This window comes from Microbacterium sp. CFSPD4_SD4 (assembly GCF_057364585.1).
The window spans coordinates 171,901-194,164 of sequence record NZ_JBNFOC010000006.1; the positions used below are offsets into that span (position 1 = coordinate 171,901).

The window sequence follows — 22,264 nt, forward strand, 5'->3', positions numbered from 1 at the left end:
ATTCTACTTGGCGTCGCTCCACGAACCTCGACGCGCGCCGCGAACGCGCACCAGCGCCCCCTGCACGGGGAGTGAATCGACACCTGACACAATAGAGCCATGTCCTCGAGCGTCCCCGCGCCCTCCCACGCCGACCCCCGTGCGTGGGTCGTCATCCCGCTCTACAACGAAGCAAGCGTCATCGGTGGCGTGATCGAGGGCCTCAAGCCGCACTTCGAGAACGTCGTCTGCGTCGACGACGGCTCGACCGACGGCTCGGCTGCGGAAGCGGCGGCCGCCGGCGCGGTCCTGGTGCAGCATCCCGTGAATCTCGGGCAGGGGGCGGCGCTCCAGACGGGAATCGACTTCGCGCTCGCGCACCCCGACTGCGACTACATCGTCACGTTCGACGCCGACGGACAACACCGTGTGGAGGACGCGGTCGGCATGCTCCGACTCGCGAGGGAGGAGGATGTCGCGATCGTCTTCGGATCGCGCTTCCTCGACGACCGCACCAACCCGGGGTGGATCAAGAAGGTCATCCTCAAGACCGCCGTGTGGGTGACGAACCTGACCACGAGCCTCAAGCTCACCGATGCGCACAACGGTCTGCGCGTGATCCGCCGCGATGCGGCGGCCGGCATCACCCTCCAGCAGGACCGCATGGCGCACGCCACCGAGATCGTGCTTGAGCTGGGACGGACGGGTCTCCCCTGGAAGGAGTATCCGGTGGAGCTCCTCTACACCGATTACTCCAAGGCGAAGGGCCAGAGCGTGCTCAACTCCGTGAACATCCTCGTCGACCTGGTGGTGCGCTGATCATGTGGATCCAGTTCCTTCTCATCGCGGCGATCATCATCCTCGCCGTCTTCATGATGCGCCGGACCGGCGCCGACAGCCATCTCGCGATCCGACGCCTCCTCATGGGGCTGTTCGTGGTGGTGGCCGTGCTGTCGGTGCTGTTCCCCCAATGGCTGAGCTTCGTCGCGGGCCTCGTCGGCGTCGGACGCGGCACGGATCTCGTGCTCTACGGCCTCATCGTGATGTTCCTGGCCTTCGTCTATTCCCAGTACCGACGCAACATCGCACTGCAGCGACAGCTCACGCTCCTCGCCCGCAAGATCGCGCTGCTCGAGGCGGAGGAGCACGAGAAGGACGCTAGTCGCAACCCGTGATCTCGTAGAGGACGGCATCGCCGACCCGATCCACCTCGGTGAGGATCGGCGACTCGTCGAGATCGTGCAGACCGTCGTAGGTCGTGTAGTGGTTCTGGAAGAGCACCGTGTCGCCGAAGTCCACGGCATGCGTGACTCCGAGGTCCTCGATCGCGTCACACACGGCGGCATCGCCGGTGACGAGAGAGCGGGCCAACACCGCGGACTCCGCCCCGTACCGGCCGGTCACATGCGGGAAGACGACATCGTGTCCGGTGTACGCGTAGAGCAGCCCGGCCCCCGTGAGAGGATCGCCGATCACCAGACTGTCCGGGCCCAGTTCGCTCTCGGCGCGTTCGAACAGCGCCGCTTCGTCGGGCGACAGGCCCTGCGACTGCTCGTCGAAGCGATAGCTCACGTCGCGCAGATAGCGCAGGTCGTTCCGCACGGCGAGGAGGTGACTGCTCGCCGTGACCGCGAGCAGGGCGATGACCGCGATCAGGACTCCCCGGCGGCGAGCACTGTGCAGCTGCGTGATCCATTCGCCGACGACGGAGGCACCCACCGCGGCCAGCGGCAGACCCCACATCGCGAGCAGCGCGGCGACGCGCGTCGTGTCGTCGTACCAGACGCCGACGAAGAAGCTCCGGAGCGCAAGGATCGGGAGCCACGCCGCAGCGAGATACAGGGCGATGCTGACGGCATACGAGCCCAGCACCCACCAGACGCGTCGCCTCACGAGGTGCCAGACGCCGATCGCGACGAGCGGGCCGAGGAGCAGGCCCGTGCTGCGCCCGACGGGACTGAGGAAGGCGACCTCGCCCACGGACTGCGCGATCGTCTGCGTCGGGAGCCACTCGTGGGTCGTGACGTTGGCCGCCCCCCAGACCGCCAGCAACACCGCCAGGGCCAGCCCGATGAGGGCGATCACGACGACACGTGCGGCAGTGCCGCGGCGTGCCACACTCCAGGCGCGCCACACCGCGAAGGGCACGAGCAGAGCGACCCCGCCGAGGAGGGCGGACGGATGCCCGAGCGCCGTCCCTCCGGCGACCGCCAGCGCCACCAGAACCCGCAGGGTGCGGCGCTGCCAGGACAGACGGGGGGCACAGGCGAGGAGGACGCTGGCGAGCAGGATGGGGATCAGCACCGTGCCGATGAGGTTGGGGTAGAGCACACCCCAGTTCAGGAATCCGAGAGGGAAGACGCTGAACGCGAATCCCAGGACAGGCGCGCAGGCGGCGGCCAGCGGCCGCTCCGGGAAGACCACGGTGGTCAGCGCGGCCAGCGCGACCGGCCAGATCAGTGCGATCACCGCGATCGTCGCCACGTTGGTGGCGGCCACCACTCCGCCGGACACGGGCACGAGGAGACTCACGAGCGCGTGCCAGAGCGTCGGGTAGAAGCTGGTCGCCTCATCCGGCGTCACCATAGTCATGTGGAGCGGTGACGCATCCCCGGCATCGAGGATGAACTCCACGGCGTTGAGATGGAACAGCCCGTCGTACAGCTGAGACGGGTGGCCGGGGTCGCGCATCCCCAGCACCAGGAGCACCACCCATCCGAGGAAAGCGACGGCGAGCCCGCCCCAGACCCACGATCGCCGCGCGGTGGTGCCGACGGCCTCGGGAGTCGGGCGCCGGTCGCTCAGACGAAGAGCACCCGCGACGATGGACACGACGATCGCGACACCCACGACGGGGAGCAGGCCCCATCGCAGCCCGACGACCGGCGCCAGAAGGGACGCCGCGGCGATGATGCCAAGAGACACCCCGACCGCGGCGGCCAGCCGCACGACGCTCCGCGCACCACGCAGACACAGGGCCGCGGGAAGACCGGGGACGACCAGGTATGCCAGCGCCACCAGCAGCGCGGGCGCCTGCGCGACCCAGGCGGTCACTTGTCCACCAGCGCGATCGCGCCCTCGATCTCACCGTCGTACACGACGGAACCCTTGTTGATCACGATCCCGCGGGTGCACAGCTCCCGGACCATCTCCATGTCGTGGCTGACGACGACAAGGGTCTTGCCTTCGGCGATGAGCTCCTCGAACTTCAGCCGGCACTTCTCCCGGAAGGGCGCGTCGCCCACGGAGAGGATCTCGTCGACGAGGAGCACATCGAGTTCGACGTGGATGGCCACGGAGAACGCGAGCCGCATGAACATGCCCGAGGAGTAGTGCTTGACCTCCTGGTCGATGAACTGCTCGATCTCGCTGAACGCCACGATCTCGTCGTAGCGCTCCTCGATCTCGTGCTTCTTCATCCCGAGGATGGCGGCGTTGAGGAAGACGTTCTCCCGCCCGGAGAGCTCCGGGTGGAACCCGGCACCGACCTCGATCAGGCCCGCGACACGGCCCCGGGTCAGGACCTCGCCGTCGTCGGGCTCCATGACGCCGGAGATCAGCTTGAGGAGGGTGGATTTGCCGGAGCCGTTCAGTCCGAGGATGGCGACGGACTCGCCCTCCCCGATCACGAGGTCGACGCCCTTGAGCGCCTCGAACTCGCTGGTGAGCTTGCGGCGCTTGATCCAGGACACGACGGTGTCCTTGAGCGAGAACGCGTGGTTGAGCGTGAAGCGCTTCTTGACACCGTCGATGATGATGCTCGGACGGAGCGTGGTGGGGGCACTCATAGATCCTGCGCGAACCTTCCCTCGAGGCGACGGAACACGAGCTGTCCGATGAGCAGCGTTCCCACGGCGATGAGCAGGGTCCACAGCGTGTTCCACGCCAGGTCCGGCGGGAGCGGATCCATCGCGGAATGCGCGGTCGCCGGTCGCCAGAAGGCGTAGTGGAAGAGCTCCACGGCCTGGGTGATCGGATTCAGCAGGTAGACCTCGAGCAGCCACTGCGGCCATCCCAGGCGCTCCACCACGGCGTCCTGGACCATGACCCAGGAATACAGGACGGGCGACGCCCATGTGGCGAGCAGGAGCATGAGCTCGACCACGTTCTCCGCATCGCGGTAGCGCACGTTGATGGCGCCGAAGAACAGACCGAGTCCGAGGGCGAAGAGCATCACGATCACCATGCCGGCCACGATCGCCAGCACCGTGAGAAGGGACACCTGCGTGATCCAGCCGAGCAACAGGCAGACGATGAGCAGGAGCCCGACCTGTGGCAGGAAGTGCACGAACGCGACGATCACGGCCGACACCGCGAAGAGCTGACGAGGCAGGAAGACCTTCCGCACCAGCGGCGCGTTGCCGACGATCGACGTGGTCGCGTTCTTGAACCCCTCCGAGAAGAGATTGATCACGACGATGCCGGAGAACAGGTACACGGCGTAGTTCGGGATGCCCTTGTCGAGATTCATGAACAGCCCGAGGACGATCCAGAACACCAGGAACTGCGCCGCGGGACGGACGTAGGACCACGTCCATCCGAGCACCGAGTTCCGGTACCGCGTCGTGACGCCCGTTCGGACGAGGAGGTTCAGCAGATACCGCCAGCGCACGACATCGATCAGCCCGCGGCTCTTGCCCGGAGTGTCGAAGGCGGAACGCGGGACGGCGGCGAAAAGATCTCGGGTATCGGTCACAGGCCCACTCATTCGGCGACGGCGGCGGGTGCTGCCGAGGACTCCAACAGTCTATGCCACTACCCGATGGGTTCTACTGTGACCCACCCCTTGCCGACCACCCGGGAGCCGAGCCAACCACCCCGGCCGTCACCGCGGTAGAGGAGAAGCTCACCGGCGGTCGTCCGCGCGAGCACGTCGATCTTGCCATCACCGTCGAAGTCGCCCGGGGAGATGATCTGGGCCATGCCTCCCCAGCCCTTGCCGATCTGGCGAGCGTCGCCCCAAGAACCGGTGCCGGTCAGGCTGTAGAGCCAGAGGGTGCCGTCGGTGCGACGTGCGAGGATGTCTCCCCCGCCGCCGTTCCCATCGAAATCACCGGCATAGAAGGCCGTGTCCATCGCCGACCAGCCCTTGCCGACCACGCTCGACTCGCGCCAGCCGCCGTTGCCGTCGCCCGGGTAGAGCAGGAGGTTGCCCTCGCGGTCCCTGGCGAGCACATCGGTGTTGCGGTCGCCGTCGAAGTCCACGCTGCCGATCAGGAGATCGAGGTTCGCCCAGCCGCGGCCGATCGTGCGCGACGTTCCGTCGCGCCCCACGCTGGCGTGCAGCTGGAAGGCCCCGGACGCGTCGACCCGGCCGATGTCCCTGGTACCGTCACCCGTGAAGTCGCCGAGCGGAATCGCTCGGTCCTCCGCCGACCACCCGGAGGCGACGGGTCGGGATCCGAGCCATCCGCCGAGGCCGTTCCCGGAGTACAGCAGGGCCGAACCGTCGGCGGCCGTCGCCACGACGTCGGAGTGCCGGTCACCATCGACGTCACCGATGCCGGGAGGGAGCGGGCGCGCCTTCGCGACGACAGGGCCGGCCCCGGCGAGCGACGCCATGGACTGCCATCCGGATCCCACCTTCACGCCGGCCTTGATGCTGCCGCGTCCATCGCCCGCATACTTCCACAGGGCTCCGGTGGCATCCGCGGCCAGAAGGTCGGGGCGGCCATCGCCGTCGAAGTCGCCGGCGACCGTGAGTGTGCGCATATTCTGCCAGCCGGTGCCGATCCGCACCGAACGCTCCCACTTTCCACGGCCGTCACCGACGAACAGCGTCAGACGGCCCGACGTGTCGCGCCCGAGGAGATCGGGACGCCCGTCACCGGAGAAGTCGAACCCGCCACTCATCAGGTTCATGGACTGCCAGCCTGACCCGACGGTCACCGGGGCACGGAAGCCTCCCCGATCGTTACCGCGCCAGAGCAGGAGCGCACCGGACTTGTCCGTCGTGAACATGTCGGGGATGCCGTCGCCGTCGAAGTCCCCCGCCGCCGTGGCCATCACCATGCCGGACCAGTCGACGTTCACCTGCGTGCGCTGCTGGAACGTGTTGTTCCCGACGCCGAGCAGACGCCAGACCTTCTTGTCCTTCCCGACCGCGATCATGTCCCGGTTGCCGTCACCGTCGAGGTCACCGACCATGTGCACCGAGGCGATGTCGGTCTGCCCATCGGCGAGCGCGACCGCCTTGCCCCAGAGGCCACGGGCGAACGGGTATCCCCAGACGGTGCCGTTCGTTCCCGTCGCGACCACGTAGGACGACGAATTCACGGCGCTGAACACGGGTGGAGTCCCGGCAGGGGCGGTGGGCTTCTGGGTGGATCCGAACCAGTCGGTGAAGTAGTTGTAGAAGTTCCGGTTGCCGTACGCGGAGCACCCGTCACCCGTTCCGTACCCGGCACGCAGAGCTGCCGCATTCGGCTGGTAGGGCGTGTAGTAGTACAGCGCCGAGGTGGCCTTGTTCGCGACGTAGACCGGCGAGGATCCGCAGGAGCTGTTGGGGTTGTAGAGGATGTTCCAGGTGCGGCCGGGGGCGTACCACTGGAACCACTTGCCCTCCATGTAGATCTGCATCTGACGCGCGGCGCCGTAGATCTGGTGGAAGAAGCCGATGTAGTTCGGGTCGCACGGGGCGGTGTCCGGGCAGCCCTGCCCGAGCGCGATCCGATACCGCCAGGCGCTCGGCCAGGTGTGCGTCACGAGCCCCTGCTCCTTCTGGAGCATGACGATCAGGACCTGCGGGTTGATGTTGCAGGCCTGGGCCACCCGGTAGATGATCCGCGCGGCCGATTCGTTCGCCGCACCGGAGTAGCCGCTGCAGTACTGGTCGCCCGGGCGGGTGACCGTGTTCATGCGGAAGTCCTTGAGACAGACGATCGGCTCGTTGTTCTCGTCGCGTCCGCCGAGGCAGCGCGACACCTTGCCGTTGAAGAACGTCTGGATCTGCGCCTCGGTCATCGTGCTCTTGTTGGTGAACACGGCGTCGCTGATGATGTTGCCCGGCGTGAAGCCCGCGAGGGTGGTCTGGGCCAGCCCTGTCTGCGCAGCGTCGGCAGCCGTGCGCGCGACGGTCGGGGCGACGGAGGTCGCGGCGGCAGAAGCGGCGGAGGCGGGGACCACCGTGCCGATCACCAGGGCGGAGGCAGCGAGGAAACAGGTGAGAAGGCGGGTGACCTTCGTGGTGTTTCGAGAGCGTGGGGCACGTCGAGACATGTGACCAGTGTGACGGAAGTTGCGGGATGATGCCACTGTTGCCACGGAAACGCGATCAGCTCCCGGCGTGTCGCGTGGATGCGAAGCTGGCGTTCAGGTGATCAGAGGTCTGCGTGCAGACTCCACACCCGCTCCGCGGCACTCGCCCAGGAGAAGGCCCGCGACCGGTCGGCGGCGAGCACGCGCAGGCGCTCCCTTCCGGCGCCCGTCGCGTCCTCGATCGCCTCCGGCAGCGCCTCCTCGGCGACCACCGCTCCCCCGTCGGCGAGGACGTCGTGATGACACCCGGACTCCACGGCCACGACGGGGACGCCCAGCGACATCGCTTCCACAGCGCGCCAGGGCCATCCGGTGACGGCGTCGGTGGAGACGAAGACGCGAGCCCCGGCGACGACGGCGGCGCGGTCCGACACCTCGAGGGTCCCTCGGACGTGCGCACGGCGCTCGAGCAGTCCGGCGGCGGCGGCGATCTCGGCGATACGAGGTTCCGTGCCTTCCGCCGCTCCGATCACCACGGCGTCGAGACCGGCCGCGACCGCCCCGCGGAAACCGGCGGCCAGGGTGTCCTGCGGGCCGGACAGGACGAGGTACTCCGACGGCAGGCCGAGTGCGTCGCGTCGCGACGTGGCGTCCGCCGGGAGGACGAGACCCTGGGGCGGAGCGCCGGCGATGACGCGGATGCGGTCGCCGAGCTTCACGAGCCCGGACAGCCGCTGCGCCATGGAGTGCGAGGGGACGACTACGGCATCCGCATGTTTCACGGCACGCCGGAGCATCCCGCGCTGCCAGGCGACGGCGCCCCTGGACAGTTGGGACGGCACCTCCCAGGCCCGCAGATCCCACAGCGTGACGGTCGTCTGGTCGTTGTCGTGCACGCGGTCATGACGCACCAGCGGAGCGAGCAGCGTGGGTGCGTGGATGAGGCCGCCGCCGACGCCAGGGGCGATACCGAGCTGCCAGGACGCGGCGAGCTCACGGCGGCCGACCGCGAGGGTGCGCACCTCTCCGATGCCGCGCAGGTCGACGTCCGCCCCCGACGGCACGATCGCGTCGACCGTGCAGTTCGGTGGGGCCGTCTGGACGAGCCCTGCGGCGAGGTCTCGCGACGCCGCCGCCTGATCGGGGTCGACGACGTGCACGAGCTGATCCAGAACAACACGCAGTCGAGCACCCATGCGATCAGGCTATCCGCGGGATGCCGACGGCCCCGGGAGCGCATCACCTGTCCACACCGCTACTCAGCGTTCCCACAGCATCCGGAGCGCGGCGGGCAGCTTCGCCGTGCTTGAATGCCAGGGTGAGCGATGGTCGCCTTCCCGTCCGCCGCCGATGGGTCGGGTGGACCGTCGGCCTCGTCCTCGTGTTCCTCGTCCTCGCACTGGGCTGGGTCACGGTGCGCGGCATCGGCGCGGTCGACAACCTCCAGCAGATCTCGAAAGCGACCAGTCAGCTCAAGCAATCCATCGCCGAGGGCGATCTCGATGGGGCAGCCCCGGTCGCCGCCCGCATCTCACGCAACGCGGAGTCGGCCCGATCGCTGACGGGCGACCCGATCTGGCAGGCGTTCGCTGTGCTGCCCTGGATCGGCCCGAACTTCCGCGCGGTGAGCGAGGTCGCCGAGGTCGCCGACGACGTCTCCACGGACGCCCTCGGTCCGCTGCTCGACGTCGCCGACGACGTCGACCTCACGAGCCTCGGCTTCGCAGGCGGGGCGATCGACCTCGCCCCCTTCGCCGCCGCCGAGAAGCCGCTCGGCACCGCGAGCGCGGCGTTGACCGTGGCGGTGGACCGCGCCCGCCGCATCGACGCCGACGCCACCCTTCCGCCGCTCGCTGACGCGGTGCGGGAGATGCGCGGCGCCGTCACCCAGGCCGCCACGGCGGTCGGTGCGCTGCACGGCGCCTCCGTCCTGCTGCCGACCATGCTCGGCGGCGAGGGCCCGCGCACCTACGTCCTCGCGATGCAGAACAACGCAGAGCTGCGGTCATCGGGCGGCATCATCGGCTCGATCGCGCTCCTGCGCGCGGAGAACGGCAAGGTCACGCTGCAGCGGCAGGCGTCGACGCGCGACTTCCCCCCACTGGACACGGCGCTGCCGCTCAGCGACAGCACCGTCGCGCTCTTCGAGGACCGCCCCGGTCGCTATCTGCAGAACATCACCAGCATCCCCGACTTCCGTGAAGCGGGACAGACCATCGCCGCCCGATGGGAGGGGCGCTACGGGGGGAAGGTCGACGGGGTGATCGCGGTGGACGCCGTGGTCGCCGCACACCTCATGCGAGCCACCGGGGATCTCTCCTTCGGGCCCTTCACGGCGACTGCGGACACCGTGACCGACCTGCTCCTCTCGGAGATCTACGCGGCGATCCCCGATCCCGCGGCTCAGGACGCGATCTTCGCCCAGGCCGCCGGCGGACTGTTCTCGGCCGCTCTGTCCCACGCAGAGCCGCAGGCCCTCGTCCGCGCTCTCGCCGACGCCGCCGGCGAAGGCCGCATCCGGATATGGAGCGCGCACGAGTCGGAGGAGTCGCTCCTCGCCGCCAGCGCGCTCGGCGGCGCCCTGCCGCAGGACGACGAGGACGCCGCGGTGGTCGGCGTCCTGATCAACGACGGAACCGGCGGGAAGATGGACTACTACACCCGCGCCTCGATCGCGACGGCGGTCGGGACCTGCGCGGGGGCGCCGACGACCCAGGTGCGCGTCACCTGGACGAACACAGCCCCTGCCGACGCCGCCACTTCTCTGCCTCCGTACGTCACCGGCGACGGCATCTACGGCGTGCCGGCCGGCAGCGTGCGCACTCTGATCGCCGTCTACGGTCCGGAAGGTGCCCTGCTGTCGCATATCGACCGGGACGGCACGGAGGAGGGCGTGCAGACGACGACCATCGGCGATCGCTCCGTCGTGCAGCACGAGGTGCTCCTCGCCCCCGGCGCCTCCACGACGATCACCGTGGAGTTCCAGGGCGACGGCGCCGGAGGACGCCTCACCAAGGTGCAGCACACCCCGCTGATCGTCGGCCCGAAGCTGACCCGCGACACCCTGCAGTGCGGCTCGTGACATTCGCCGACGGATGAGGTACTGTCATCTCACTGGGGAATAACCGGGGTCCGTGAACCTGCCGTGGGGGCAGAGGGCCTCGCGCAGTCGGATGCAGGGGTGTATCCGGAGGCGATTCCGCGTGAAATTCTGGGGAGAAATCATGCTGAAGAAACTGGCTGCCATCAGCCTTACCGCTGGCGCGCTCATCCTGGCCGCGCCGACCGTCGCCTCTGCCGCGCCGAGCGACTCGTACCCGTCTCCGCCGAGCGCGAAGGTGGGTGACGCGATCATCGACACCTGCGAGGTCTCGACCGTCGCGTTCGGCGCCGGGTTCTTCGAGCCGTCGGAGACCGTAGGCGTGTCCGTGTCCGGCCAGAACGCCGGCGCCGCCGCCATCTCGGGCAACACCGCCGCTTCCGACGGCAGCCTGACGGTGACGTTCCGCCCGCCGTCCGACGGACAGGGGGCCTACGCCCTCGACTTCGCCGGTTCGCGACCGTACACCGCCATGGTCACGGTCTCGCACGGGAACACGGCCGCATCGAGCTGCGACCACGATCCGGGGGTGGCCGCGCCGGCCGGCACCGAGCTTCCGCTCACCGGCGGAGGCATGGAACTCGCCCTCACCGGCGCATCGGTGTCGCCGTGGGTCCTCGGCGGTGGAGCGGTCGCTCTGGTCGCCGGTGGTGCCCTCGTCGCCGTCGGAGCCGCGCGCCGCAAGCGCGCCTGAGCCGCGCGCCGCACGCGCGCCTGAGCCTGACTGCCGCCTCGTGCGGTGGTCGGCTGGACGACGGTGATCCCTCCCCCTCCGATCACCGTCGTCTGGCGAATCCGGTCATGAACCGGACGCCCACGGGTGATGTTCCCGGGAACATCATCCGTGGGCTGCGTCATGCCCGCGGCAGTCTCACGGAGTGGGCGTCGGCGTCTCCGTCGGCGGGTGCAGCTTCTCCTGCATGAGCTCGTGGATGAAGTCGTAGTTCGGGTCGAACTCGTCGACACCGTTCTCGGGGGTGAGCTCGACGGTCTGGACCGGCTGCTCCTTCGCCTTGAGCATCAGATCGAAGAACTCCGGCAGCTTGCCCTGCGGGAGATCGGTGCTGATGAGAGCCGTCCCCGCGTCCGCCACCTCGTTGAACCGCGTGAGGACGGTCTGCGGAGTGAACTGGGCGAGGATCGCCTCCTGCAGCTCCCGCTGCCGCTTCATGCGGTCCCAGTCGCTCGTCGTGTAGCGCGAGCGGGCGTACCACTGCGCCGTGTCGCCGTCCATGTGCTGCGCACCCGGCTCGATCCAGCCGATGGCCCACTCGTTGACGTCGTCCCGGACCACCCGTCGGGCGGCCCACCCTTGGGCAGGCGCTCCGTGACCGTGATGTCGACACCGCCCAGAGCGTCGACGAGGTCGGCGAAGCCGTGCATGTCGACGAACACGTAGTACGGGATCTCGATGCCGAGCACGCCCTCCGCGGCGTCCTTGGTCGCCTCGATACCCGGCGCCGAGCCCGTGGCCTCCGCGTCCGGATAGAGCCCGGTCCCCTTGTCCTCCCGGCATACCTCCGCAGCGTTGCGGACGTGGTTCATCCACCCGTTCCAGCCGCAGGTGGACGACCCGTGGCCCTGGAAGCCCTCGGGATAGAGCTCTTGCATCGGGCTGCCGTCGCTGAACGGCGCATGCGGGAGCTCACGCGGGATTCCGGTGATGGTCACTGCTCCGGTCTCGGCGTTGACCGAAACGACGGAGATGCTGTCGAAACGCATCGAGTCACGGCCGTCCCCGCTGTCCGCGCCGAGCAGCAGGATGTTGTAGTAGCCGTCGCTGGGCGGGAGGCTCGGGCCGCTCTGCCCGAAGATCGCCCCGACACTGCCGCGCACGGAGCCCACCGCGGTGGCCGCGTAGCCCATGACGCCTCCGACGAGCCCCAGCAGGACGAGCGCGACGACCGGCACGAGGAACCGCGACGGCGCGGGGACCTTGACCAGGCGGACGAGGCGGAGCGTGTCGAAAGTGAGGACGATCCAGACCACCACGACTCCCACGAGCAGCACCTGCACGAGCGTGAGCAGCGCCGCCGATACGAAGCCGCCCCCGATCGTGAGCCAGAGGAAGACGGGGCGGGCGAACAGCACAAGCCCGACGGCGACGAGGGCCAGGAACCACGTCGTCAGGGTGACGCCGAGTCCGAACCTTCCCAAGCGTCGATTGCCCGCCAGGACCTGCGCGGACCCCGGCAGCAGGAAGTTGAGACCGACGAGCCACCAGGCGCGTTTCGACATGAGCCCGGCGTCGGCCGTATCCGGGTGTCGCAGCGGCCGCGTCTCGATGAGCGGACGTCGCGTCGCGCGCGGGGGCGCAAGGGTCACAGCGAGCCCTTCAGCCGATCGTTCTTCTCCTCGACCTGCGCCTCGAGGTCGGCGGCGTAGGCCTCGACGCGGTCGGCGAGCTCGTCGTCCGCGGCACCGAGGATCCGGGCCGCGAGCAGACCGGCGTTGCGGGCGCCGCCGATGGAGACCGTCGCGACCGGGATCCCTGCGGGCATCTGCACGATCGAGAGGAGCGAGTCCATGCCGTCCAGGTACGCCAGCGGCACAGGCACCCCGACGACGGGCAGCGCTGTCATGGACGCGAGCATGCCGGGCAGATGGGCGGCACCGCCGGCGCCGGCGATGATGACGCGCAGCCCGCGGGACCGGGCCTCCCGTGCGTACGACATGAGCTTGTCCGGCGTGCGGTGGGCGGAGACCACCTCGACCTCGTGCGGGATCCCGAAGTCGGTGAGCGCCTGGGAGGCGTCGCTCATCACGCGCCAGTCGGAGTCGGATCCCATGACGACGCCGACCAACGGGGCGGCGGAGGAGTGCAGTGGCTCGGTCACCAGATCAGGCTACGGTCTCGCGCTGGGAGAATCCCCGAGCGGCACACGTCTTTTCCCGTGTCCTGCCGCCGACTCAGTCGAATGCGGCCGCCGCGGCCCTGGCCTCGTACACCGCATCGTCGAGGTCGTCCCCGGCGACGTTGACATGCCCGACCTTGCGACCGGGACGAGGGGCCTTGCCGTAGGTGTGGATCTTCGCGTCCGGGTGCGCGGTCATCGCCGCCTCGAAGCGATCCCCCAGGGTGCCCTCCGCAGGACCGCCGAGGATGTTCACCATCACGGACCAGGCGGCGCGCGGCTGGGTGTTCCCCAGCGGCAGATCGGCCACGGCCCGGAGATGCTGCTCGAACTGCCCCGTGATCGCACCGTCCTGGCTCCAGTGGCCGCTGTTGTGCGGACGCATCGCGAGCTCGTTCACGAGGATGCGCTCGTCCTCGGTCTCGAAGAGCTCCACCGCGAGCATGCCGGTCACGCCGAGACCCTCGGCGATGCGACGCCCGATGTCCTCGGCGACGTCGGCGAGCCGGTCGGTGGCGGCGGGGGCGGGGGCGATGACCTCGGCGCAGACGCCGTCGCGCTGCACGGTCTCCACGACCGGATACGAGATCATCTCTCCCCCGGGGCGCCGTGCGACCTGCTGGGCGAGCTCGCGGACGAACGGCACGAGCTCCTCGGCGAGAAGCGCGTCGGTGTCGTCCAGCGCGTCCAGCCAGTCCTGCGCCTCGGCGGCGGAACGCACGACGCGCACGCCCTTGCCGTCGTAGCCGCCGCGCGGCGTCTTCACCACGGCCGCACCGTCGTGGTCGTCGAGGAAGCGCTGCAGCTCCTCTGCCGAACGGACCGGTGCCCACTCCGGCTGAGGCACGCCGAGCTCCGCCAGGCGCGCGCGCATGACGAGCTTGTCCTGCGCGAACTGGAGGGCGTCCGGACCCGGATGCACGGCGACGCCCTCGGCGACGAGGGCGCGCAGGACCTCCTGCGGCACGTGCTCGTGGTCGAAGGTGATGACGTCGACGTCGGCCGCGAAGGCACGAACGGTCTCGAGATCGCGGTAGTCGCCGACCGCCGTGGCGGCCAGCCCCGCGGCCATCCCCTCCTCCTCGGCGAGGACCCGCAGATCGAGTCCGAGCTCGACCGCCGGAGCGATCATCATCCGTGCCAGCTGTCCTCCGCCGATCACGCCCACGCGCAGCGCCATGTGCCGCCTCCATTCGTCATGCCCATTCTTCCGCACGCGCGAGGGCACCGGAAACGCTCGGGCACCGGGGACGCCCCCGGCGGGTCAGGACAGGTCGTCGCCACTCGCCTGGGCGTCGCGGTGGGCCAGGATCTGGCCGACCTCGATCTGGTCGGCCAGCGTCTCGTGCACGAGGGTGACGTTGGGCACGTTGACGAGGCGCAGCGGGGCGTCGACGCCGTTGGAGAGCGTGATCGTGCCGCAGCCCCACATCCGCTGGAGCGGACCGCGGCGCACGCCGATCGTGTAGCCGCGCGCGTGGGACATCTCCCGGCGATGCCGCGAACCCAGCCCCTGCGCCGCGATCACACGACGGGTGGTGATCGTCGTCGTCCCCGAGTACCAGACGATGAACGGGGTCACGACGGCCACGAGGACGACGAGGCCGGCGGCGGCGAGCAGCATCCAGTCCTCGAACCCGGCCGGCAGGTTGCCGTAGAAGTACGCGGTGACCCCGAAGACCGCGATGAGCACCAGCGCAGACCAGAAGAGGCGACGCGCGTGGCTGCGGAAGCGCGCGATGAGCAGCTCCTCGGCGGGGGTGCCGGGCGGCGGCATCAGCGGTCTTCCGCCGAGCGTCACGGGCTGGGTCACACCCCCATTGTGCCCGGGATCGCGGACAACGCCGTCCGCGGGGCGGCGTGTCCCCGCGTCACGCGGGCCGCACGTGCACGACGTCGCCCGCGGAGACGGCCTGCGCGGTCCCCTCCGCGGCGACGAGCAGGCGCCCCTCCGCATCGATGCCGACGGCCATGCCCTCGAGGATCCGTCCGCCGGGGAGGGACACCCGCACGGCCTGTCCGATCGTGGCGCAGCGTGCCGTCACCGCCTCGCGCAGCCCGCTCGTGACCGCGCTTCCCGCGGCAGCGAGCGCGCGCAGGTGCCCGTCGAGCGCACCGAGATAGTCGTGCAGCAGCGCGTCCTCGTCGGCGACGACGTCGTGCACCGCGAACGACGTGGCCGTCGGCACCGGGAGCTCGGCGGCCGCCATGGCCGTGTTGACCCCCGCCCCCACGATGACCGCGTCCGGGCCCGCCTCGGCGAGGATCCCGCAGATCTTGCGCCCGTCGACGAGCACGTCGTTCGGCCACTTGAGCGCCACCTCGGCATCCGGGAGCTGCGCGGCGACAGCGGCCGTCATCGCCTCACCGGCTGCGAGCGGGATCCATCCCCGGGCGCGGGGATCCGTCGGGAGGTCGCGCAGGAGCACCGACACCGCGAGCGCGGTGCCCGCCGGAGCGGTCCAGCGGCGGTCGAGGCGCCCCCGTCCCGCCGTCTGGTCACGGGTGAGGAGGACGGAGAGGTGCGGCCAGGCGCGAGCGTCGTGCGCCTTCGCGCGGAGGTCGGCATTCGTCGATCCGGTCGCGTCGAGGACCTCGAGACGCGGTGCGAGCGCGGCGGCGCGCGGGAACCCGGTGCTCATACGTCCTCGTCGTCCGCCTCGTCGTCATCGTCGTCCTCGTCGCCGCGGACGGCGCCGATCTCGCGGTCGCGCCAGCGCTCCCACTCCGCCATGAGCCCGTCGACGGCGGCGTGGAACTTCTCCGTGGCGACCCCCGGCGTCGTGTCCCCGAAGTAGTGGCGGACCCACATCTGCAGGCGGGCGACCGCCGCCTCGTCGGCCCGGACGCGCTCGAGCTCGGCGACGATGTCGTCCGCAGACTCCGCGGTCAGCCATTCGCAGTCCGAGAGGTAGCCGGTGGTGTCGACGGCCGCACGGTCGTCGACCGGGCGCGTGATCATGAGCGGCTTCCCGGCCGCGAGCCGGTCGTAGACCATCGCGGAGATGTCGACCACGGCGACGTCGGCGGCCGCGAGCTGCCATCCCAGCTCCGCACCGTCGTCGTACACGTGCTGAGCGGCGGGATCGGCCGCGTTCGCTGCGGCGATGGCGGCGATGATCCGGCGGTGGGCGGCCCCGTAGGCGTCGTCGACGACGCCGCTCCGCGGATGCGGGCGGTAGATCACCCGGTGACGACCGGTCTCCAGCAGCCGGGCGACGAGCCGCTCGCCGTGCGACGCGATCGAGCCGTAGTGGGCGCTCGGGCGGTCCCCCTCCCAGGTCGGCGCATAGAGCACGACGAGGCGGTCGTCCGGGGTGTACGGCAGGGAGCCCGAGTAGTGATCCGCCTGCGGACGGCCGATCTCGATCGTGCGGCGCTCCACGTCGTAGTCCCACAGCGTGCGCGAGAGGCGGTCCCTGGCGGCCTGCCCGGCCACGAAGGCGTAGTCGTACGCCTTGTACTGGTTCGTGGTCATGTACATCTTGTCGGACTCGCCGTGGTTGATGAACACGTGCCAGCGGCGGCCGTAGCGGAACATCTGGAAGTTGCGGGTGTTCTGGTTGACGTACAGCACGACGCGGATGTCCTGCGTGGCGAGGAAACGCTCGAGATCCCGCACGGTCGGCACGAAGGCGACGGGCGGCGCGTCCTCCTCGAGGAGCTTCTCCGCTCCGGTCGCCTGGCGGGCCAGCACCACGACGGGCCAGCGCTCCGCGAGCGCGGCGAGCGGGCGGTACCACTGGCGCATCTGGTACATGTTCACCGCGCCGTCGGCGAAGTACACCGCGACCCGGAAGTGATCGGCGGGATAGGGCTCCTGGGCCGCGAGGCGGCGACGGACGCGCTGCACCGCGGACCGGGACGCGAGCGCCCGTCGCAGGAGCCGATAGGCCTTGTTCGCGTCAGACAGTGCACCCATCCCTCCAGGATAGTTCGTCCCGCTGTCGTCCCCTGGGCGCCCGGGGTCCCGATGCTCCGCCTGGGAGAGCGCGGGGAGGCGCGCGTGACATGATCGACGTGTGCCAGCCAACGGATCCCCCGCCCCCGTCACCGGGGTGTCCTTCGTGATGCCGGTGCTGAACGAACGCGCCTACCTGGAGCACGCCGTCGCCTCGGTGCTGGCCCAGGAGGTGGGGGTTCCGACCGAGCTCGTCCTCGCGCTGGGACCGTCGTCGGACGGCACCACCGACCTCGCCCGCCGCCTCGCGGCCGCCGACGACCGGATCCGGCTGGTGGACAATCCCGCCGCGCACATCCCCGTCGGGCTCAACGCCGCCATCCGGGCCAGCCGCTACCGCACCGTCATCCGGGTCGATGCGCACTCCGAGCTCGCCCCCGGATACGCCGCCCGTGCCCTGCAGACCCTGCAGCGCACGGGAGCGGCCAACGTCGGCGGCGTCATGCACGCGGAGGGCCGCACCCCGTTCCAGAAGGCCGTCGCCCGGCTGTACAACTCCCCCGTCGGCCTCGGCGGGGGCGCGTACCACGGCGGCCGGGTCGAGGGCGAGGCCGAGTCGGCCTACCTCGGTGTGATGAGACGAGAGGTCCTCGACGAGGTCGGTCTCTTCGACGAGTCGATCCGCCGCGGCGAGGACTGGGAGCTGAACCTGCGCATCCGTCAGGCCGGTCACCGCGTATGGTTCGACCCCGAGCTGGCGGTGACCTACTGGCCCCGGGAGAGCTGGCTGCGACTGGCCAGGCAGTTCCGCGCGACGGGGGCCTGGCGAGGAGAGCTGGTGCGCCGCTTCGGGCGCCGCAACGGTCTGCGCTACTTCGCCCCGCCGGTGCTCCTGCTGTTCGTCGTGCTCGCCGTCGTGCTCGGCATCCTGCAGCTCACCGGGGTCGTGTCCGGCACGGTCTCCCTCATCGCCTCGGGCCTGGTCTACTTCCCGCTCGCGCTCTACGTGCTGCTCGTGATCGGCGTGGCCCTCGCCCCGGGCGGGGGCGGCGTGCGGCAGCGCCTGTGGACGCTGCTCGTGCTGCCCACCATGCACCTCTCGTGGGGCCTGGGCTTCCTCGGGGGCGTGCTGCGCGGAGCCGGCGACACCGTGGACGCATCCAGGCTCGGCACGCGCAACACCCCGCTGCCCTGACCTCCGACGGCTACGGCGTGACGAATCCGAGGTCGAGGATCCGATCGACCACCCGCTGCGCGGCCCGGCCGTCGTCGAGCGCGTTGAACTGCCGCTGCCAGGCGGCGTAGCGCTCGGCGTAGCGCTCCCGGTGGCCCTCGTCCTCCATCGCCGCCACGAGCTCGTCCTGGGTGCGGACCAGAGGGCCTGGTGCCCGCTCCGCCAGGTCGAAGTAGAAGCCCCGGAGCTGGCCGCGGTAGTGGTCGAGGTCGGGCACGAGGAAGTACATCGGCTTGCCGGTGACGGAGAAGTCGAACATGACGGAGGAGTAGTCCGTGACGAGGGCGTCGGCGGCGAGCAGGAGCTGCGACGTCTCGGGGTAGCCGGTCACGTCGATCACCCGCGCGCCGGCACGGTCCCTACCCTCCCCCAGCGTGCGCGAGTGACCGCGCACCAGCACGACCGCGTTCGTCTGTCGCGCCAGGAGCTCGGGATCGACGAAGTCGACCATCTCCGCCCGGTCGTCCCGCCAGGTCGGCGCGTAGAGCAGGACGCGTTCGTCCGCCCCGATGCCGAGCGCCGCGCGCACCGCGACCGGGTCCCCCGTGCGCAGCGCGTCGTTGCGCGGATAGCCATCGATCCAGATCGGCCGCCCGAAGAACGCGTAGGCCTTGCGGAGGATCCGTGCGGCGTACGCGTTCTGCGCCAGAAGCACATCCCACCGCCGCGACTCCTTGACCACCGCCGCCATCCGGCGGGGATCGAAGCCGGGACGGTGCAGGGCCAGACGCTTGAGAGGCGTGCCGTGCCAGGTCTGCAGCACCTTCTGCCCCGGCTTGCGTACGAAGCGGCGCCGCATCCAGTCGTTCACGATCAGGAGCCGCGCGGCGCCGCGAGCACGCCACCATTCCGGGCTGCCCTCGATCACCGCGATCGCGCCGTCCGGCACCTCGACCGACAGGTCCACGACGCTCCAGTACCGGCGGACCTGCGGGGCACGGCGGGCGAGTTCCCGGTCGATGGCGCGCGGGTTGCAGCCCACGCTCCGGCCGTAGAAGCTCTCGAAGAACACGGCGTTCTCCGCGCCGCCGGCCTGCGCCACGTACCGCTCCTCGAGCGTGGAGCGTCCCTCCGCCGTGTCGTACACCGGGTCGAGGGGAGCGCCGATGCGGGCGGCGGCGCCGTCGACGGCGATCCGCACGCCCGGGAGCACGACCGGCGCGAGACGGAGGGCCGTCAGATCGACGCCCTCGATGCGCAGTTCGTACTCCCCGGATGGCAGGGGCAGCTCCGGACCGCCCCATCGCGACGCACGGAGCGCGAACGTCGCCTTCCAGGTCTTTCCCCCGCCGGTGAGGCGGGCTTCCACCCGCGCTCGCGGCCCGATGAGCTCGGCGCTCGTCGGACGCTCCCCGGTCCCTGCGATGACCAGCGCCTGTGCCGTGTCATCGATGCGGGCCGTCGTCATTCTGCTCCCTTCGGCGCGGGGACCCCCCGCGCACGGATCGCGCGGTACACCCGACGGGTGTTCTGGCCGTCGCGGAACGCGTGCATCTCCGCGCTGAGCGTAGCGGAACGCCCGGCGGCCTCGTCGAACGCGGCCGCGTCGCCCAGCAGCGATGCCAGCCGCGTGAGTGCGGGCTCCCACCCGGTCGCGACGCCCGACGCGGCGACCTCCTCGAAGCGGCCGTAGAAACCGCGGGTCCGGGCGTACTCCGCCACATCCGGCGCGAGGAAGACGACCGGCATGGCGAGGAGGCCCACGTCGTAGGCGAGCGAGGAGTAGTCGGTGATGAGGATGTCGACGGCGGGAAGGAGCGGCGTGACATCGCTGACGACGATGCTGGGCAGCGCCCGCACCCGTGTCGTCGGCAGGGGCGGCGCGTAGCTGCCGTCGCCGAGCGGATGAGAGCGCACGAGGAGGACGGCGTCGTGCTCCTCCAGCACCCGGATGATCCGCATCCATTCCTCGGCCGTCGGCACGGACGGGTCGGGGGCGCCGTCCCGCCACGTCGGGGCATAGAGCACGACGCGGTCGGCGTCGCCGATCACACCCACGGCCTCGGCGAGCAGAGCCCGTGCGTGGGCGCGGCGTTCCTGGGGTGCGCCGATCGACAGCACGTCGACGCGCGGCTCCCCCGTGACCACGACCCGGTCGTCGCTCAGTCCGAACGCGGACTCGAGGCGTGCCCTGGCCCGGTGCGACGCCGCGGGGAGCACGCGGATCCGCTGCGCGGCGCCGCGGTACAGCAGCCCGACGAGGCGCCGCAGGATCGGGGCACCCGGGACGGCAGGCACCTGCGTCGTGGCCGGGGAGTCGAGTCCGATGCGCTTGAGCGGGATGCCGTGCCAGAGCTGCACGACGAAGGCGCCGCCGTTGCCGTAGCGGTTCACGTCGCCGAGGCCGTGCGTCACGACCAGCACGCCGGCACGGGCGGTGGCCCACCAGCCGCGGAGGCCGCCCCGCGGGACGGTCCGCAGGCCGAGGGCCTCGGCGTCGGCCGCTTCGCGCGCCGACCCGGTCAGCCAGAGGGTGTCATGCCCCTCCGCTGCCGCATACCGGTGCAGGGCGAGAGCGCCGTCGCCGACGCCGGCGCCGCAGCCGAAGACCCAGCGCCGACCGCGCGGCACGACGACGGTGCCGAGACGGCCGAGGGCGTACAGCGGGATCCGGAGCAGCTTGGCCGCGTTGCCGGTGCCGAAAGAGAAGGACGCCACCCGGCGAGCCTATCGCGCGGGTGACGTCCTTCTCTGACGGGGCGATCAGCCGGCGAGCGTGCCGAGCGTCACCTCGATCTGACTCTGCTTGCCGTTGCGGACGTAGGTCACGTCGGCCGTGCTGTCGGCCGCCGCCGCACGGACCTGAGCGGTCAGGTCGGTCGCGCTCGTGATCGGCACCCCGTTGAAGTTCGTCACGACGTCGCCGGCCTGGAGACCGGCGGCCGCGGCCGCGCCCCCGTCGGTGACCTCGGCGATGTACGCACCGGCCTCGGTCGCGCCCTCGACGCCGGAGGCATCGCGGACCGATGCGCCGAGCAGACCGTGGGTGGCCGCGCCGTCGGCGATGATCTCGTCCGCGACGCGCTTGGCGATGTTGGACGGGATGGCGAAGCCGATGCCGATCGAGCCCGACTCCTCGGAGCTGCCCGAGCTCGCGATGGCGACGTTGATGCCGATCAGCTCGCCCTTGCTGTTGACGAGGGCGCCGCCCGAGTTGCCGTGGTTGATCGCGGCGTCCGTCTGGATCACGGCGATCGAGATCGACTCGGTGGCCTGCTGCCCGCTGTTCCCGGGCAGATCGAACTGGAACGGCCCTTCGCTCTGCCCGTCCTCCGGCGCCTGCTGCTGCGGGGCGTCCTCGGAGGAGGAGTCGGGAAGCGCGGACGAGGCGATCTGGATGCTGCGGTTCAGCGCGCTCACGATGCCTGTGGTGACGGAGTTCGCCAGGCCCAGCGGGGCGCCGAGCGCGACGGCGGTGTCGCCGACGTTGAGCTTCGACGAGTCCGCGAACTCGATCGGCGTGAGTCCCTCGGCGTCGGTGAGCTTGATCACCGCGAGGTCGTAGATCGGGTCCGTGCCGACCACGGTGGCGTCGTAGATACGGCCGTCGGAGGTCGTGACGCGGATCGTCGGATCGGCCGCCGCCCCACCGAGGGTGACCACGTGGGTGTTGGTGAGGACGTAGCCGTCCTTGCTGATGATGACGCCCGAGCCGCTGCCGGCCTCCTGCGATCCGGCCACCTCGATGGTGACGACGGAGGGCAGGGCCTCGGTCGCGACGGCAGTGGTCTCGTTGACCGAGCCGGGGTTGTTGACGGTGACGGTCTGCGGGCCCTGGGCGGTGCCGGAGGACGGGGAGTCCTGCAGCCCGGTGAGCAGGGCGCCGCCGCCGAATCCGGCGACGCCGCCGACGAGGGCGGCCGCGACGATGAACGCCGCCACGCGGGTGCCGCCGCGCGACTTCTCCTTCGTGGCCGCGGGGGCCTGCTCGGCCGGCGGCGCGGTGCCGTCGAGCGGCCGGGTGTCCTGGCGCCGGGACGCCGAATGCGGCGCCGGGG

The 22,264-nt window shown here is 70.5% G+C and carries 18 protein-coding genes and 1 pseudogene; 5 read left to right on the top strand and 14 right to left on the bottom strand.

Features of this window, described 5'->3' with window-relative positions; genetic code table 11:
* Positions 1–99: 99 nt before the first annotated feature.
* Together AC2W7E_RS11255 and AC2W7E_RS11260 are read left to right on the top strand one after the other, a co-directional pair.
* Entirely contained in the window at positions 100–798 is a 699-nt protein-coding gene (locus AC2W7E_RS11255; RefSeq protein ID WP_485989117.1) for a glycosyltransferase family 2 protein, read from the top strand.
* Between the two features lie 2 nt (positions 799–800).
* A complete protein-coding gene (locus AC2W7E_RS11260; protein ID WP_246878277.1) occupies positions 801–1,154 on the top strand; it encodes a DUF2304 domain-containing protein in 354 nt (117 codons plus the stop codon).
* Here the strand turns inward: AC2W7E_RS11260 and AC2W7E_RS11265 are convergent.
* From AC2W7E_RS11265 to AC2W7E_RS11285, 5 genes are all read right to left on the bottom strand, one after another.
* On the bottom strand, positions 1,138–3,033 hold the full coding sequence (locus AC2W7E_RS11265) for a DUF6541 family protein (protein ID WP_485989118.1): 1,896 nt from the start codon (positions 3,031–3,033) through the stop codon (positions 1,138–1,140). The two genes, AC2W7E_RS11260 and AC2W7E_RS11265, sit on opposite strands and share 17 nt — an antisense overlap.
* On the bottom strand, positions 3,030–3,767 hold the full coding sequence (locus AC2W7E_RS11270; RefSeq protein ID WP_210677094.1) for an ABC transporter ATP-binding protein: 738 nt from the start codon (positions 3,765–3,767) through the stop codon (positions 3,030–3,032). The genes AC2W7E_RS11265 and AC2W7E_RS11270 overlap by 4 nt, the downstream gene beginning before the upstream one ends.
* Positions 3,764–4,687, bottom strand: a complete 924-nt coding sequence (locus AC2W7E_RS11275) for an ABC transporter permease (RefSeq protein WP_210677093.1) — start codon at positions 4,685–4,687, stop codon at positions 3,764–3,766. The genes AC2W7E_RS11270 and AC2W7E_RS11275 overlap by 4 nt, the downstream gene beginning before the upstream one ends.
* Positions 4,688–4,734: 47 nt before the next feature.
* Positions 4,735–7,197: an FG-GAP repeat domain-containing protein gene (locus AC2W7E_RS11280; RefSeq protein ID WP_485989119.1), complete on the bottom strand. Its 2,463-nt coding sequence runs from the start codon at positions 7,195–7,197 to the stop codon at positions 4,735–4,737.
* Positions 7,198–7,298: 101 nt separating this feature from the next.
* A complete protein-coding gene (locus AC2W7E_RS11285; RefSeq protein WP_485989120.1) occupies positions 7,299–8,372 on the bottom strand; it encodes a glycosyltransferase in 1,074 nt (357 codons plus the stop codon).
* Between the two features lie 122 nt (positions 8,373–8,494).
* Here AC2W7E_RS11285 and AC2W7E_RS11290 point away from each other — a divergent pair, with 122 nt between their 5' ends.
* Both AC2W7E_RS11290 and AC2W7E_RS11295 read left to right on the top strand, forming a co-directional pair.
* Positions 8,495–10,258 carry a DUF4012 domain-containing protein gene (locus AC2W7E_RS11290; RefSeq protein WP_485989121.1) on the top strand — a complete coding sequence of 588 codons (1,764 nt, stop codon included), beginning with the start codon at positions 8,495–8,497 and terminating at the stop codon, positions 10,256–10,258.
* 142 nt (positions 10,259–10,400) lie between these two features.
* Positions 10,401–10,970 carry a hypothetical protein gene (locus tag AC2W7E_RS11295; RefSeq protein ID WP_485989122.1) on the top strand — a complete coding sequence of 190 codons (570 nt, stop codon included), beginning with the start codon at positions 10,401–10,403 and terminating at the stop codon, positions 10,968–10,970.
* A gap of 177 nt (positions 10,971–11,147) precedes the next feature.
* On the opposite strand, the pseudogene AC2W7E_RS11300 reads toward AC2W7E_RS11295, so the two are convergent.
* From AC2W7E_RS11300 to AC2W7E_RS11325, 6 genes and pseudogenes are all read right to left on the bottom strand, one after another.
* Positions 11,148–12,601, bottom strand: a pseudogene (locus AC2W7E_RS11300) (LCP family protein).
* Complete coding sequence (purE, locus tag AC2W7E_RS11305) at positions 12,598–13,065, bottom strand: 5-(carboxyamino)imidazole ribonucleotide mutase (RefSeq protein WP_025102997.1); 468 nt, start codon at positions 13,063–13,065, stop codon at positions 12,598–12,600. Before purE ends, AC2W7E_RS11300 begins: the two are co-directional and overlap by 4 nt.
* Before the next feature lie 121 nt (positions 13,066–13,186).
* Positions 13,187–14,311 carry a 5-(carboxyamino)imidazole ribonucleotide synthase gene (locus AC2W7E_RS11310; protein WP_249521518.1) on the bottom strand — a complete coding sequence of 375 codons (1,125 nt, stop codon included), beginning with the start codon at positions 14,309–14,311 and terminating at the stop codon, positions 13,187–13,189.
* A gap of 84 nt (positions 14,312–14,395) precedes the next feature.
* Complete coding sequence (locus AC2W7E_RS11315) at positions 14,396–14,944, bottom strand: PH domain-containing protein (protein WP_485989123.1); 549 nt, start codon at positions 14,942–14,944, stop codon at positions 14,396–14,398.
* A gap of 58 nt (positions 14,945–15,002) precedes the next feature.
* On the bottom strand, positions 15,003–15,773 hold the full coding sequence (locus AC2W7E_RS11320; protein ID WP_485989124.1) for a biotin--[acetyl-CoA-carboxylase] ligase: 771 nt from the start codon (positions 15,771–15,773) through the stop codon (positions 15,003–15,005).
* Positions 15,770–17,053 carry a CDP-glycerol glycerophosphotransferase family protein gene (locus AC2W7E_RS11325; RefSeq protein WP_315105810.1) on the bottom strand — a complete coding sequence of 428 codons (1,284 nt, stop codon included), beginning with the start codon at positions 17,051–17,053 and terminating at the stop codon, positions 15,770–15,772. Before AC2W7E_RS11325 ends, AC2W7E_RS11320 begins: the two co-directional genes overlap by 4 nt.
* A 148-nt stretch (positions 17,054–17,201) precedes the next feature.
* On the opposite strand from AC2W7E_RS11325, the gene AC2W7E_RS11330 reads away from it, so the two are divergent.
* Complete coding sequence (locus AC2W7E_RS11330) at positions 17,202–18,227, top strand: glycosyltransferase family 2 protein (RefSeq protein WP_315105925.1); 1,026 nt, start codon at positions 17,202–17,204, stop codon at positions 18,225–18,227.
* Positions 18,228–18,237: 10 nt separating this feature from the next.
* On the opposite strand, the gene AC2W7E_RS11335 is transcribed toward AC2W7E_RS11330, so the two are convergent.
* From AC2W7E_RS11335 to AC2W7E_RS11345, 3 genes are all read right to left on the bottom strand, one after another.
* On the bottom strand, positions 18,238–19,674 hold the full coding sequence (locus AC2W7E_RS11335) for a CDP-glycerol glycerophosphotransferase family protein (protein WP_315105809.1): 1,437 nt from the start codon (positions 19,672–19,674) through the stop codon (positions 18,238–18,240).
* Positions 19,671–20,924 carry a CDP-glycerol glycerophosphotransferase family protein gene (locus AC2W7E_RS11340; RefSeq protein WP_485989125.1) on the bottom strand — a complete coding sequence of 418 codons (1,254 nt, stop codon included), beginning with the start codon at positions 20,922–20,924 and terminating at the stop codon, positions 19,671–19,673. The genes AC2W7E_RS11335 and AC2W7E_RS11340 overlap by 4 nt, the downstream gene beginning before the upstream one ends.
* A gap of 45 nt (positions 20,925–20,969) precedes the next feature.
* On the bottom strand, positions 20,970–22,264 hold a 1,295-nt coding region (locus tag AC2W7E_RS11345), incomplete at its 5' end, for a S1C family serine protease (protein WP_485989126.1).

Bases quoted from the DNA above. Each gene is read 5' to 3' on its own strand.
- AC2W7E_RS11275 (WP_210677093.1), bottom strand. From the start codon at position 4,687: ATGAGTGGGCCTGTGACCGATACCCGAGATCTTTTCGCCGCCGTCCCG.
- AC2W7E_RS11270 (WP_210677094.1), bottom strand. From the start codon at position 3,767: ATGAGTGCCCCCACCACGCTCCGTCCGAGCATCATCATCGACGGTGTC.
- AC2W7E_RS11285 (WP_485989120.1), bottom strand. From the start codon at position 8,372: ATGGGTGCTCGACTGCGTGTTGTTCTGGATCAGCTCGTGCACGTCGTC.
- AC2W7E_RS11310 (WP_249521518.1), bottom strand. From the start codon at position 14,311: ATGGCGCTGCGCGTGGGCGTGATCGGCGGAGGACAGCTGGCACGGATG.
- AC2W7E_RS11335 (WP_315105809.1), bottom strand. From the start codon at position 19,674: ATGACGACGGCCCGCATCGATGACACGGCACAGGCGCTGGTCATCGCA.
- AC2W7E_RS11255 (WP_485989117.1), top strand. From the start codon at position 100: ATGTCCTCGAGCGTCCCCGCGCCCTCCCACGCCGACCCCCGTGCGTGG.
- AC2W7E_RS11260 (WP_246878277.1), top strand. From the start codon at position 801: ATGTGGATCCAGTTCCTTCTCATCGCGGCGATCATCATCCTCGCCGTC.
- AC2W7E_RS11325 (WP_315105810.1), bottom strand. From the start codon at position 17,053: ATGGGTGCACTGTCTGACGCGAACAAGGCCTATCGGCTCCTGCGACGG.
- AC2W7E_RS11295 (WP_485989122.1), top strand. From the start codon at position 10,401: ATGCTGAAGAAACTGGCTGCCATCAGCCTTACCGCTGGCGCGCTCATC.
- AC2W7E_RS11280 (WP_485989119.1), bottom strand. From the start codon at position 7,197: ATGTCTCGACGTGCCCCACGCTCTCGAAACACCACGAAGGTCACCCGC.
- AC2W7E_RS11330 (WP_315105925.1), top strand. From the start codon at position 17,202: ATGCCGGTGCTGAACGAACGCGCCTACCTGGAGCACGCCGTCGCCTCG.
- purE (WP_025102997.1), bottom strand. From the start codon at position 13,065: ATGGGATCCGACTCCGACTGGCGCGTGATGAGCGACGCCTCCCAGGCG.
- AC2W7E_RS11320 (WP_485989124.1), bottom strand. From the start codon at position 15,773: ATGAGCACCGGGTTCCCGCGCGCCGCCGCGCTCGCACCGCGTCTCGAG.